Origin of the sequence: Burkholderia semiarida, from assembly GCF_029268935.1 — a bacterium.
In the GTDB taxonomy this organism is placed as follows: Bacteria; Pseudomonadota; Gammaproteobacteria; order Burkholderiales; family Burkholderiaceae; genus Burkholderia; species Burkholderia semiarida.
Map to the genome: position 1 here is coordinate 1,433,723 of NZ_JAHLCL010000007.1, position 12,408 is coordinate 1,446,130.

12 protein-coding genes are annotated in these 12,408 nt (G+C 65.4%); 2 read left to right on the top strand and 10 right to left on the bottom strand.

The genetic code is table 11. The features are described from left to right. Positions 1 to 167 precede the first annotated feature (167 nt). Positions 168 to 1,076 carry an alpha/beta hydrolase gene (locus KPB06_RS19550; RefSeq protein WP_059574057.1) on the top strand — a complete coding sequence of 303 codons (909 nt, stop codon included), beginning with the start codon at positions 168 to 170 and terminating at the stop codon, positions 1,074 to 1,076. A gap of 31 nt (positions 1,077 to 1,107) precedes the next feature. Here the strand turns inward: KPB06_RS19550 and KPB06_RS19555 are convergent, their stop codons facing one another. Continuing rightward, a complete protein-coding gene (locus KPB06_RS19555) occupies positions 1,108 to 2,031 on the bottom strand; it encodes a histone deacetylase family protein (protein WP_059574058.1) in 924 nt (307 codons plus the stop codon). A 43-nt stretch (positions 2,032 to 2,074) separates the two neighbouring features. On the opposite strand from KPB06_RS19555, the gene mltB reads away from it, so the two are divergent. Beyond that, entirely contained in the window at positions 2,075 to 3,418 is a 1,344-nt protein-coding gene (gene mltB / locus KPB06_RS19560; protein WP_081066588.1) for a lytic murein transglycosylase B, read from the top strand. Between the two features lie 85 nt (positions 3,419 to 3,503). On the opposite strand, the gene cysM is transcribed toward mltB, so the two are convergent. From cysM to rpsA, 9 genes are all read right to left on the bottom strand, one after another. Next, positions 3,504 to 4,406, bottom strand: a complete 903-nt coding sequence (gene cysM, locus KPB06_RS19565) for a cysteine synthase CysM (protein WP_059574060.1) — start codon at positions 4,404 to 4,406, stop codon at positions 3,504 to 3,506. Positions 4,407 to 4,620: 214 nt separating this feature from the next. Next, entirely contained in the window at positions 4,621 to 4,965 is a 345-nt protein-coding gene (locus tag KPB06_RS19570; protein ID WP_059574061.1) for a ComEA family DNA-binding protein, read from the bottom strand. Positions 4,966 to 5,039: 74 nt separating this feature from the next. Next, positions 5,040 to 6,032, bottom strand: coding sequence for an ADP-glyceromanno-heptose 6-epimerase (gene rfaD, locus KPB06_RS19575; protein ID WP_006496538.1), 993 nt, complete (start codon positions 6,030 to 6,032; stop codon positions 5,040 to 5,042). A gap of 63 nt (positions 6,033 to 6,095) precedes the next feature. Continuing rightward, positions 6,096 to 7,046, bottom strand: coding sequence for a D-glycero-beta-D-manno-heptose-7-phosphate kinase (gene rfaE1 / locus KPB06_RS19580; RefSeq protein WP_059574062.1), 951 nt, complete (start codon positions 7,044 to 7,046; stop codon positions 6,096 to 6,098). Positions 7,047 to 7,053: 7 nt separating this feature from the next. Continuing rightward, entirely contained in the window at positions 7,054 to 8,454 is a 1,401-nt protein-coding gene (locus KPB06_RS19585) for a UDP-glucose dehydrogenase family protein (protein ID WP_059574063.1), read from the bottom strand. 90 nt (positions 8,455 to 8,544) lie between these two features. Then, positions 8,545 to 9,717: a lipopolysaccharide assembly protein LapB gene (lapB, locus tag KPB06_RS19590; protein ID WP_059574064.1), complete on the bottom strand. Its 1,173-nt coding sequence runs from the start codon at positions 9,715 to 9,717 to the stop codon at positions 8,545 to 8,547. Between the two features lie 54 nt (positions 9,718 to 9,771). Continuing rightward, the gene (locus KPB06_RS19595) at positions 9,772 to 10,065 is read right to left on the bottom strand and encodes a lipopolysaccharide assembly protein LapA domain-containing protein (protein WP_034183038.1); all 294 of its coding nucleotides are present in this window, start codon (positions 10,063 to 10,065) and stop codon (positions 9,772 to 9,774) included. A 210-nt stretch (positions 10,066 to 10,275) separates the two neighbouring features. Next, entirely contained in the window at positions 10,276 to 10,599 is a 324-nt protein-coding gene (locus KPB06_RS19600) for an integration host factor subunit beta (RefSeq protein WP_006486894.1), read from the bottom strand. A 22-nt stretch (positions 10,600 to 10,621) separates the two neighbouring features. Further along, positions 10,622 to 12,334: a 30S ribosomal protein S1 gene (gene rpsA / locus KPB06_RS19605; protein WP_059574327.1), complete on the bottom strand. Its 1,713-nt coding sequence runs from the start codon at positions 12,332 to 12,334 to the stop codon at positions 10,622 to 10,624. Positions 12,335 to 12,408: the final 74 nt, after the last annotated feature.

Here is a 12,408-nt window from a genome sequence, read left to right on the forward strand (position 1 = left end):
GATGCATCTGGAATAACCCGCGATTTTACCGCAAACCCCTCATTCCCCTTAATAATCGATTTCGATCTTTTCATAACCAAATGAAATTAGAGGGGCGCCGCTGGGGGCTCGCGAGAATCCCGCGACTATGATCCGGAACACCGACCAACGAACAGGGGACACGCCAGATGAGCACGACCACCACGCCGGCCGCCGCACCCGCCACCGCCGGATCGGCGCCCGCGCCGCGGATGGGTCGGCTGGGTACCGCCGACGGGCTCGAACTGGCGTCGTACCGCTGGCCGGCCGGCGACGGCGCCGCGCCGCCGCGCGCGACGATCGCGCTGGTGCACGGCCTCGCCGAACACGCGGGCCGCCATGCCGCACTCGCCGGCCGGCTGAACGCGGCCGGCATCGACGTGCTGGCGATCGATCTGCGCGGGCATGGCCACTCGCCCGGCAAGCGAGCCTGGGTCGAACGTTTCGACGACTACCTGAACGATGCGGACGCGCTGGTCGCCGAAGCCGCGCGCGGCGACGCGCCGCTGTTCCTGATGGGACACAGCATGGGCGGCGCGATCGCGGCGCTCTACGCGATCGAACGTGCACCGGTACGCGGCCACGCGCTGACGGGCCTCGTGCTGTCGAGTCCGGCGCTTGCGCCCGGGCGCGACGTGCCGCGCTGGATGCTCGCCGTCAGCCGCGTCATCAGCCGCGTGTGGCCCACTTTCCCCGCGATCAGGATCGATGCGGCGCTGCTGTCGCGCGATCCGGCCATCGTCGCGGCCAATCGCGCCGACCCGCTCGTGCATCACGGCGCCGTGCCCGCACGCACTGGTGCGGAGATTCTCGACGCGATGGCGCGCATCGAAAACGGCCGCGACACGCTGCGCGTGCCGGTGCTCGTCTATCACGGCACCGAGGACAAGCTGACCGAACCCGACGGCAGCCGCGCGTTCGGCGCACGCGTCGGCTCGCCCGACCGTACGCTGACGCTGTACGAAGGCGGCTTCCACGAAACGATGAACGATCTCGAACGCGATCGCGTGATCGACGCGTTGATCGCATGGATTCACGCGCGCGTGCCGGCACGCTGAGCGCGCCTCGGCCCGACCGGTCGAGCGAGGATCAGATCCCGGCCAGCACGCGCAGGTGCGCGACGACGCTGCGCCCCAGCGCGGACAGGTTGTAGCCGCCTTCGAGGCAGCTGACGATGCGGCCCTGCGCATGCCGGCGCGCCACCTCGACGATCTGCGCGGTCAGCCATTCGAAGTCGGCCTCGACGAGACCGAGATTGCCGATGTCGTCCTCGCGATGCGCGTCGAAGCCAGCCGACACGAACAGCATTTGCGGCTTGAACGCGTCGAGGCGCGGCAGCCAGAACATGTCGACGGCTTCGCGGATCGCCATCCCGTTGCTGCGCGCGGGCATCGGCAGGTTGACCATGTTCGGCGCCTGATGATCGACGCCCGAGAACGGATACAGCGGATGCTGGAAGAAGCTGCACATCAGCACGCGCTCGTCGTTCGCGAACGCCGCCTCGGTGCCGTTGCCGTGGTGCACGTCGAAATCGATGATCGCGACCCGTTCGATGCCGTGTACGTCCAGTGCGTGCCGCGCGGCGATCGCGACGTTGTTGAAGAAGCAGAAGCCCATCGCTCGGGCAGGCTCCGCATGATGGCCGGGCGGGCGGACGCCGCAGAACGCATTCGCATAGCGGCCCTCGATCACCGCGTCGGTCGCCGCGATCGCGGCGCCGGCCGCGCGCAGCGCCGCGCGCCATGTGTCGGGATTCATCAGCGTATCGGGATCGATCTCGACGTAACCGTCGACCGGCGTCATGCTGCGGATGTAGTCGATGTGCGCCTGCGTATGCACGCGGCCCAGCGCGACCTCGCTCGCGAACGGCGCGGTTTCGTGCACGATCAGGTCGTCGATGCGGCTCGCAATCAGTTGATCCTGGATCGCCGACAGGCGGGCCGGGCATTCCGGATGCCACTCCCCCATCTCGTGCAGCATGCAGTCGGGGTGCGTATAGAAAGCGGTTGCCATAAGCTGTCATCCGTGGCGCAGGGTGCGCCGCAGGTCTCCCTCAATGATGTCCATCGTCTGCCGCGAATTCGCCGCTAACTTACCACAACGGGGGCCCGCTTCGGCCCGGCGCGCCGGATGCGTCGGGTATACTGCGCCGAACACCATCGCCCTGTCCGCCCGCTTCGACATGAATTCCAGCAAGCCTGCCGCCCTTCTCCCCGCGCTGTTCCGCGTTCGCGCTCCGCTCGTCGCCGCTGCCATCGCCACGGCCCTCGGCACCGCGCCTGCCGTCGCGCAGACGCAGCCGGCGAAGCCCGCCGGCACGCTCGTCGCGCAGGCCCAGCCGCAGCAGCCGACGCCGCAAGGCCAGACTTTCGAAGAGGAAATCGTTCCGCAGCGGTACGCGAACAACGCGAAGGTCGACGCGTTCATCGACGAGATGGTGAGCCGCAACGGCTTCGATTCGGCGAGCCTGCATGCGCTGTTCTCGCGCATCAGCTACTCGGCGACGGCCGTCAAGCTCGTGCGGCCCGCGCCCACGCCTTCGGTCAAGAACTGGCGCGTCTATCGCTCGCGCTTCATCGAACCGATCCGCATCAACGCCGGCGTGAAGTTCTGGAAGGCGAACCAGGCGACGCTGCAGCGCGCGTCCGAGCAGTTCGGCGTGCCGCCCGAGGTGATCGTCGGCATCATCGGCGTCGAGACCATCTATGGCCGCTACATGGGCAATTTCCGCGTGCTCGACGCGCTGACCACACTGACGTTCGACTACCCGGACACGCCGAATCGCGACAGCCGCCAGGCCACGTTCCGCAAGAACCTCGAAGACTTCCTGGTCTGGACCCGCGACAACCAGCTCGACCCGACCACCGTGCTCGGCTCGTACACCGGCGCGATCGGGATTCCTCAGTTCCTGCCGAGCAGCATCCGCGAATACGCGGTCGACTTCGACGGTACGGGCCACGTCGATCTGCGCAGCAGTCCTGTCGATGCGATCGGCAGCGTCGCGAACTACCTGAAGCAGCACGGCTGGGAAACCGACCGCCCGGTGGTCTGGCAGATCACGCCCGACACGGGCAGCCTGGGCATCGCGCAGGCCGCCGCGGACGGCCAGCCCGAACCGCACTGGGCACTGTCGCAACTGCTGCGCGCGGGCATGACGTTGAACGAGCCGACGGTCAACATCACGGCCGAAGCCGGCACGCCGGTGACCGTGGTCGACCTGCCGACGCCGGGGCGCGCGACCGAATACATGCTCGGCCTGAAGAACTTCTACGTGCTGACGCGCTACAACCGCAGCTTCTTCTACGCGCTCGCCGTGTACCAGCTCGGCGAGGCCGTGAAGGCGCAGATGGAAGCCAATGGCGCGCTGCAACCGGCCGCCGACGACGCGCAGCCGCAGTAAGCGCTGGTCGCCCAAAGAAAAAGCGCCGCGGTTCACGGAACGCGGCGCTTTTTTTATCGACGCGCGAATCGCGCCCCGCTCTCGCTCAGGCGGGAAACACGCCCGTGGACAGGTAGCGGTCGCCGCGATCGCAGACGATGAACACGATCGTCGCGTTCTCGACCTGCCGTGCGATGCGCATCGCGACTTCGCATGCGCCGCCCGACGAAATGCCCGCGAAGATGCCTTCGACCGCCGCAAGGCGGCGCGTCATCGTTTCCGACGCCGCCTGGCTCACGCTTTCGACGCGATCGACACGGCTGCGATCGAAGATGGTCGGCATGTACGCTTCCGGCCACTTGCGGATGCCGGGAATACGCGAGCCGTCTTCCGGCTGCGCGCCGATAATTTCGATCGCCGGATTCTGTTCCTTCAGGTAGCGCGACGTGCCCATGATCGTGCCCGTCGTGCCCATCGCGGACACGAAGTGCGTGATGCGCCCTTCGGTATCGCGCCAGATCTCCGGCCCCGTTCCTTCGTAGTGCGCGACGGGATTGTCGGGATTGCCGAACTGGTCGAGGATCACGCCCTTGCCTTCGCGCTGCATCTGCTCTGCGAGATCGCGCGCCAGCTCCATCCCGCCCTTCACCGGCGTCAGGATGATTTCGGCGCCATAAGCGGCCATGCTCTGGCGGCGCTCGACCGACAGATCCTCCGGCATGATCAGCACCATCTTGTAGCCGCGGATCGCCGCGGCCATCGCGAGCGCGATGCCCGTGTTGCCGCTCGTCGCCTCGATCAGCGTATCGCCCGGCTTGATGCGCCCGCGCGCCTCGGCCTTGCTGATCATCGACAGCGCCGGGCGATCCTTCACGGAACCGGCCGGATTGTTACCCTCGAGCTTCGCGAGCAGCACGTTGTTGCGCGCGCGAATCTCGTCGTCCGGCAGGCGGACCAGTTGCACGAGCGGCGTATTGCCGATCGTGTCTTCGATAGTTTTGTAAGCCATGGATATACCGTGAGTGCGAGGCCGATCAATCGATCGATTGTAAACCAGCACCGGCACGCGCGCCGGCAACCCCATTACGACGATGGAATACGCGCGCCGCGCGGTTCGCGATCGTCGCGCAGCCCGCCGCACGCAAAAAACCCGCGGCATGCCGCGGGAAGCCGTCGCAACGACGGCGGCTGAAGGAGCCCTGTGTCGGGTTATGTGCGACCCGTTATTTCTGCGCCGTGCGGGCCGGTGCGGCGGGCTTTGCCGCCGCCGGCTTGCCCGCGGCCGGCGGCGTCGTACCCGTACCGGCCGCCGCACCGATCGTCAGCCCTTCCTGCTGAAGCCGCTCGACGGTATGCCCGCCCATGCCCTTCACGCGCGTGGCGAGATCGTCCGCATTCCTGAACGGACCGTGTGCGCCGCGCTCGTCGAGAATCGCCTTCGCCCGCGCCGGGCCAATGCCCTTGATGCCGACGAGCGCATCCTCGTTCGCGGTGTTGACGTCGACGGCCGCCCAGGCCGACGCCACCGCACCGAGCATGACCGCCGCGGCAAACCATTTCCTGATCATGTGCTGGATCTCCGAAGAAAAACGGCCGGCGGCTGCCGACCGTGAGACCCAGTCTATCGATGTGACGCGCCGGTTTAAACCTGGCCGGATAGCCAACGGACGTAGCGATCGACGCCTTCCTGCACGGTCAGGAACGGTGCGTCGTAGCCGGCCGCGCGCAGTTTCGTCTGGTCGGCCTGCGTGAAGCACTGATACTTGCCGCGCAGCGCATCGGGGAACGGCACGTATTCGATCAAGCCCTGCTCGACCTGCTGCGCGAGCGTCAGCGGCGGCTGGTTGTCGAGCGCGCGCAGCGTGTTCACGACCGTCGATGCGATATCGTTGAACGGCTGGGCGCGGCCCGTGCCGAGATTGAAGATGCCCGACTTCTCCGGATGATCGAAGAAGAACAGGTTCACCTTGGTCACGTCCTCGACCGACACGAAATCGCGCGTCTGCTCGCCCGGTGCATAGCCGTTGTACTCGCCGAACAGCTTCACCTTGCCTTCCGCGCGGAACTGGTTGAAGTTGTGGAACGCGACCGACGCCATGCGGCCCTTGTGGGTCTCGCGCGGGCCGTACACGTTGAAATAGCGGAAGCCCGCGATCTGGCTCTTCGCGCTCGGCAGCACGCGACGGATCACCTGATCGAACAGGAACTTCGAATAGCCGTACACGTTCAGCGGCGCCTCGACGTCGCGCTCCTCGACGAAACGCGTCGAGCCGCCGTAGATCGCGGCCGACGATGCATACAGGAACTGCGTGCCCTGCGCGAGGCAGGTATCGAGCACCGCGCGGCTGTAGCGGAAGTTGTTGTCCATCATGTAGCGGCCGTCGGTTTCCATCGTGTCCGAACAGGCGCCTTCATGAAATACCGCGCGTACCTTGCCGAAATCGCCGCGCGCGAAGCGTTCGACGAATTCGGTCTTGTCGAGATAGTCGTCGATCTCGCAGTCGACGAGATTGCGGAACTTGTCCGCGCGCGTCAGGTTGTCGACCGCGATGATGCGCGTCTCGCCGCGCTCGTTGAGCGCCTTGACGATGTTCGCGCCGATAAAACCGGCTGCGCCGGTGACGATGAGGGTCATGATCGTCCTGCCTGAAAAGTGCGAGCCATGCGTGCGGCGCGCTCGTCGCGCCGCCGAATGCGCTCAGTGAAACAGTTCGTCGTAATCCACGGTGGCCGTGCCGAGCTTGCCGACCACGATGCCTGCCGCGCGATTCGCGAGCACCACGGCGTCGACGAGCGGCACACCGGCGCCGAGCATCGTCGCGACCGTCGCGATCACAGTGTCGCCCGCGCCCGACACGTCGAACACCTCGCGCGCGAGCGCCGGCGCATGCAGTTCGCCGCCCGCGGAAAAGAGCGTCATGCCCTCCTCCGAACGCGTGAGCAGCAGCGCGTCGATGCCGAGCTCCGCACGCAGATTCGCGACGCGCGCGCGCAGGTCGTCTTCCGATTTCCACTGCCCGACCACCTCGCGCAGTTCCGCGCGATTCGGCGTGATCAGCGATGCGCCGCGATAGCGTGCCCAGTCGTCGCCCTTCGGGTCGACCAGGACCGCCTTGCCGGCCGCACGCGCCTTCTCGATCATCGTCGTCACGTGCGTGAGACCGCCTTTGGCGTAATCCGACATCAGCACGACGTCGTGCTGCGGCAGCAGCACGTCGAAGCGTGCGAGCCCCGCGAGCAGCACCTCGTGCGTCGGCATCGCCTCGAAATCGACGCGCAGCAGTTGCTGCTGGCGCGCGAGCACGCGCAGCTTGATCGTGGTCGGGAGTGCGGGATCGCGCTCGAGATGCGGCGTCACGCCGCTGCTGCCGAGCAGCTCGACGATCCGCTCGCCGGGTTCGTCGCAACCGACGACGCACAGCAGGCCGGCCTGACCGCCGAGCGTCACGGCATTGCGCGCAACGTTGGCCGCGCCGCCGAGCCGCTCCTCCTGGCGCTGCACGTGCACGACCGGCACCGGCGCTTCAGGTGAAATGCGATCGACGTTGCCGAACCAGTAACGGTCGAGCATCACGTCGCCGACGACGAGCACACGCGAGCGCGCGAGTTGCTCGCGCGGCACCGGAACGATTTCGCGAAGAGTATTCATCGTACGTTCAGCCACGGGAGGACGACTGGGGATCGACGTACGGCCGGCCGATCGCGTAATAGTCGATGCCCAGCTCGGCCATCGCGTCCGGCTCGTACAGGTTGCGCCCGTCGAAGATCACCGGCGCCTTCAGTTCGGCCTTCAGGCGCGTGAAATCGGGGCTGCGGAATTCCTTCCACTCGGTCACGATCACGAGCGCATCCGCGCCGGTGACGGCGAGATCCTGCGTGTCGACGAGATGCAGCCGCGCCAGTGCGTGCGCATCGTCGCCGAAATCCAGCGCGAACACGCGCCGCGCTTCGTCGACCGCGACCGGATCGTACGCGCGCACGGTTGCTCCGCGCTCGAGCAGCGCGGCGATCAGGCGGCGGCTCGGCGCCTCGCGCATGTCGTCGGTGTTCGGCTTGAACGCCAGGCCCCAGACCGCGAACTCGCGGCCCGTCAGGTCGGCGCCGAAGCGCTGCTCGATCTTGCCGATCAGCACGTCCTTCTGCGCATGGTTGGCGGCCTCGACGGCCTCCAGGATGCGCAGCGGCTGGCCGTTCTCGCCCGCGGTGCGGATCAGTGCCTGCACGTCCTTCGGGAAGCACGAGCCGCCGTAGCCAACGCCCGCGTACAGGAAGTGATAGCCGATGCGCGGATCGGAGCCGATCCCGCGTCGCACGGCCTCGATGTCCGCGCCGACCTTGTCGGCGAGATTCGACATCTCGTTCATGAACGAGATGCGCGTCGCGAGCATCGCGTTCGCCGCATACTTCGCGAACTCGGCCGAACGCACGTCCATGTAGATCGTGCGCTCGTGATTGCGGTTGAACGGCGCGTAGAGCTTCTTCATCTTCTCGCGCGCGGTCGTGCCGGTTTCGTCGTCGTCGACGCCGATGATGATCCGGTCCGGACGCATGAAGTCCTCGACCGCGGCGCCTTCCTTCAGGAATTCCGGGTTCGATACGACCGAGAAGCGATGCGCGACGCTGCCCGCGAGCCCGCGTGCGGCAAGCGCCTCGTCGACCACGCCGCGCACGCGCTGCGCGGTGCCGACCGGCACCGTCGACTTGTCGACGATCACCTTGAAGCCCGTCATGTGGCGGCCGATGTTGCGCGCGGCCTCGAGCACGTATTGCAGGTCGGCCGAGCCGTCCTCGTCGGGCGGCGTGCCGACCGCGATGAACTGGATCTCGCCATGCGCGACGCTCGCCTCGATGTCGGTCGAAAAGCGCAGGCGCCCCGCCGTGCGGTTGCGCGCGATGATGTCCAGCAGCCCCGGTTCGTGAATCGGCATTCCGCCGTTGTTCAGGATGTCGATCTTGCGCGGATCGACGTCGAGACAGAAGACGTCGTGACCGATCTCCGCGAGGCAGGCGCCCGTGACGAGACCGACATAGCCGGTGCCGATGATGGTGATTTTCATAGATGTTCCGGTACTTCCCGGTAATTGACTAACTTGGCCGCCGGGACGAGCCCGGCGGCAACCGCTGCGCGTTGGCTCCGCGCGCCGGGATCAGCCCGGCATCGCAGGTTCGACGCGGCGCGGCGCATAGGTTTCCCAGCCGCTGCAGCCGGGGCACTGCCAGTAGAAGAGCCGTGCCCGGAAACCGCAATTCTGGCACGTATACCGTGGCAGATTTTTCGTGCGCTGCTTGATCAGCGCACGCATCATTTCAAGTTCCTTACGACGCGGTTCGTCGGCCGCCGCGATCTGCGCATCGAGCAGGTGCAGCATCCCCGACAGGTTCGGCGACTTTTCCATCTGCGTGCGCGCGAGCGTGTGCGCGGCATCCTGGCCGCGCAACCCGGCGATATGCTGATAGGCGATGTCGAGCAGGTCGTTCGACGGATAACGATCGACGTACCCCATCAGCAGCTCCGCGCCTTCGACGTTCTTGCCGAGTGCGACGTACGCCTTCATCAGTTTGTCGGCGACGAGCGGCAGATACGCCGGATTCTGCGCTTCGACGCGCTTCCAGTACTCGATCGCGGCCGCGTGGTCGCCCGCCGCTTCCGCCGCATCGCCGGACAGAACCGTCGCACGGACGTTCTGCGGATTCACGGTCAGCGCAAGGCGCAGTTGCTCGGCCGCCGCTGCGGCATTCTTGCGCTGCAGCGCGTCCTGCGCGAGTTCGCAGTGAAACTGCGCAATTTCGATGCCGAGCGGCTTGTCGCTCATCGATTCGATGCGTTTGGCCGTGTCGATCGACTTGTTCCAGTCCTTCTCGATCTCGTAGATCGTCAGCAACGCCCGCTGTGCGCCGAGCGCGTAGTCGCCGTCCGCGAGCTTGTGGAACGCCTCTTCGGCGCGATCCAGCAGGCCGGCCTTCAGGAAGTCCTGGCCCAGTTCGTACAGCGCGTGGTCGCGCTCGTTGACCGGCAGATCGGTGCGGCTCAGCAGGTTCTGGTGCACGCGGATCGCGCGGTCGGTCTCGCCGCGACGGCGAAACAGGTTGCCGAGCGCGAAGTGCAGCTCGACCGTCTCGGGATCGAGCTTGGCCACCTCGATGAACGCATCGATCGCCTTGTCCGGTTGTTCGTTCAACAGAAAATTCAGGCCGCGAAAATACGAGCGCGGCAGGTTGGCACTCTCCGACAGGAGATTCTTCAGGTCATAGCGTGACGCCGCCCAACCGAGCGCGAATGCGACCGGAATCGCGAGCAACCACCAGAAATCCAGATCCATGCGAAATATCGAAGCAGAGACGAAAACCGCGCGAGGAATCGCGCGGCGTCCGTGTTAAATGACGGGCGGCATCGGCGGCTGGTCGATGACGGCGGGCGTTTCGCGCGCCGCACGCAGATCGCGCTTCAAACGCCCGTTCTCGAGACGCAGGCGGAAGATTGAAGGCAGCGCGGACAGCAGGCCGGCCAGCAGCCCCACGACGAAGAATGCCAGGCCGATCAGGATCAGCGGCGCTTGCCATGCGTAGCCGGCAACGAAATTCAGCGTCGCGGTTTGTGTATTGGCCAGGGCGAGCACCAGCAGCAGGACGAACACCAATACCCGGATCAGCCAGACGATAAACTTCATGAAGCCCTCTCTTTGTTGAGGTTTGCCGCGGCGCGCGACTCCCCTTCGTCGCACCGAATCGACCCGTATTGTAAAGGAAGCGTTTCCGCGGCTGCGCACATCCTGTGCGCCCGCGTTGCACACCCGTGGCCCGAAATGAAAAAAGCGCCCGCAAGGGGCGCTTTTCTTTTCAGCCTTCGCCGGACAGGTTCCGGGCACACCGAACGACGCTCAACGCTCGTCGTCCGGATCGTCAGCCTTCAGCGGTTCACCGGCGCGGCCGTCGACGCGTTCACGCAACTCCTTGCCAGGTTTGAAGTGCGGCACGAACTTCTCGGGCACCTGCACTTTCTCCCCCGACTTCGGGTTGCGTCCGACGCGCGCCGGGCGACGGTTGAGGCCAAAGCTGCCGAAACCCCGAATTTCAATGCGATGCCCTTTCGCCAGGGCGTCGGACATCGCATCGAGCATCGTTTTCACCGCGAAATCCGCATCCTTGAGGACAAGTTGCGGAAATCGCGATGCCAGCTGCGCGACCAACTCGGATTTGGTCATACTTCAGCAGACCTCGTAAGGCTTACTGGTTCTGGCCGTCGAGCTTCGCCTTCAGCAGCGCGCCGAGGTTGGTCGTACCGGTCGCGGCAGCGCTCGTGTCCGACTGCAGGCCGCGGATCGCTTCCTGTTGCTCGGCCGAATCCTTCGCCTTGATCGACAGGTTGATGCCGCGCGACTTGCGATCGATGTTGATCACCATCGCGTTGACCTTGTCGCCTTCCTTCAGCACGTTGCGTGCGTCTTCGACGCGATCCTGCGAGATTTCCGACGCACGCAGGTAGCCTTCGACGTCGCCCGTCAGCGTGACGACCGCACCCTTCGCATCGACCGTCTTCACGACGCCGTCGACGATCGAGCCCTTGTCGTTCATGGCAACGTAGTTGCTGAACGGGTCGCCTTCGAGCTGCTTGATGCCGAGCGAAATGCGCTCCTTCTCGACGTCGATACCGAGCACGATTGCTTCGACTTCGTCGCCCTTCTTGTACTTGCGAACGGCTTCTTCGCCGGCTTCGCTCCACGACAGGTCCGACAGGTGGACCAGGCCGTCGATGCCGCCCGGCAGACCGATGAACACGCCGAAGTCGGTGATCGACTTGATCGCGCCCGTGATCTTGTCGCCCTTCTTGAAGTTGCGGCTGAAGTCATCCCACGGATTCGGCTTGCACTGCTTCATGCCGAGGCTGATACGACGGCGGTCTTCGTCGATCTCGAGGACCATGACTTCGACTTCGTCGCCCAGCTGGACAACCTTCGACGGCGCAACGTTCTTGTTGGTCCAGTCCATTTCCGACACGTGGACGAGGCCTTCGATGCCCGATTCCACTTCGACGAATGCGCCGTAGTCGGTGATGTTCGTGACCTTGCCGAACAGGCGCGTGCCCGACGGGTAGCGGCGCGAGATGCCTTCCCACGGATCGTCGCCCAGTTGCTTGATGCCCAGCGAGACGCGGTTCTTCTCCTGGTCGAACTTGAGGATCTTCGCGGTGACTTCCTGGCCAACCGACAGGACTTCGCTCGGGTGACGCACGCGACGCCATGCGATGTCGGTGATGTGCAGCAGGCCGTCGATGCCGCCGAGGTCGACGAACGCGCCGTAGTCGGTGATGTTCTTGACCACGCCGTTGACGATCGCGCCTTCCTTCAGCGTCTCGAGCAGCTTCGCGCGCTCTTCGCCTTGCGTGGCTTCGATCACTGCACGACGCGACAGCACGACGTTGTTACGCTTGCGATCGAGCTTGATCACGCGGAACTCGAGCGTCTTGCCTTCGTACGGGGTCGTGTCCTTGACCGGACGCGTGTCGACCAGCGAACCCGGCAGGAACGCGCGGATGCCGTTGACCATCACGGTCATGCCGCCCTTCACCTTGCCGGTAATGGTACCGGTGACGAGCTCGTTGTTGTCGAGCGCCTTTTCCAGCGACAGCCACGATGCAAGGCGCTTCGCCTTGTCGCGCGACAGGATCGTGTCGCCGTAGCCGTTTTCGAGTGCGTCGATCGCGACGGACACGAAATCGCCCGACTGCACCTCAACCTCGCCCTGATCGTTCAGGAATTCCTCGATCGGAATGTAAGCCTCGGACTTCAGGCCTGCATTGACGACCACGAAGTTGTGGTCGACGCGCACGACTTCGGCGGAGATCACTTCGCCGGCGCGCATGTCTTGGCGGGTCAGCGACTCTTCGAACAGAGCCGCAAAGGATTCGGTATTCGGGTTGGAGGTTTGCAGGTCGGACATAAAAATCTGATTGTGCATGGCTCGCTATGCCACGCCGGCCGGAATGGCAGGCTGAAAGGGCCAGATCGAGGACC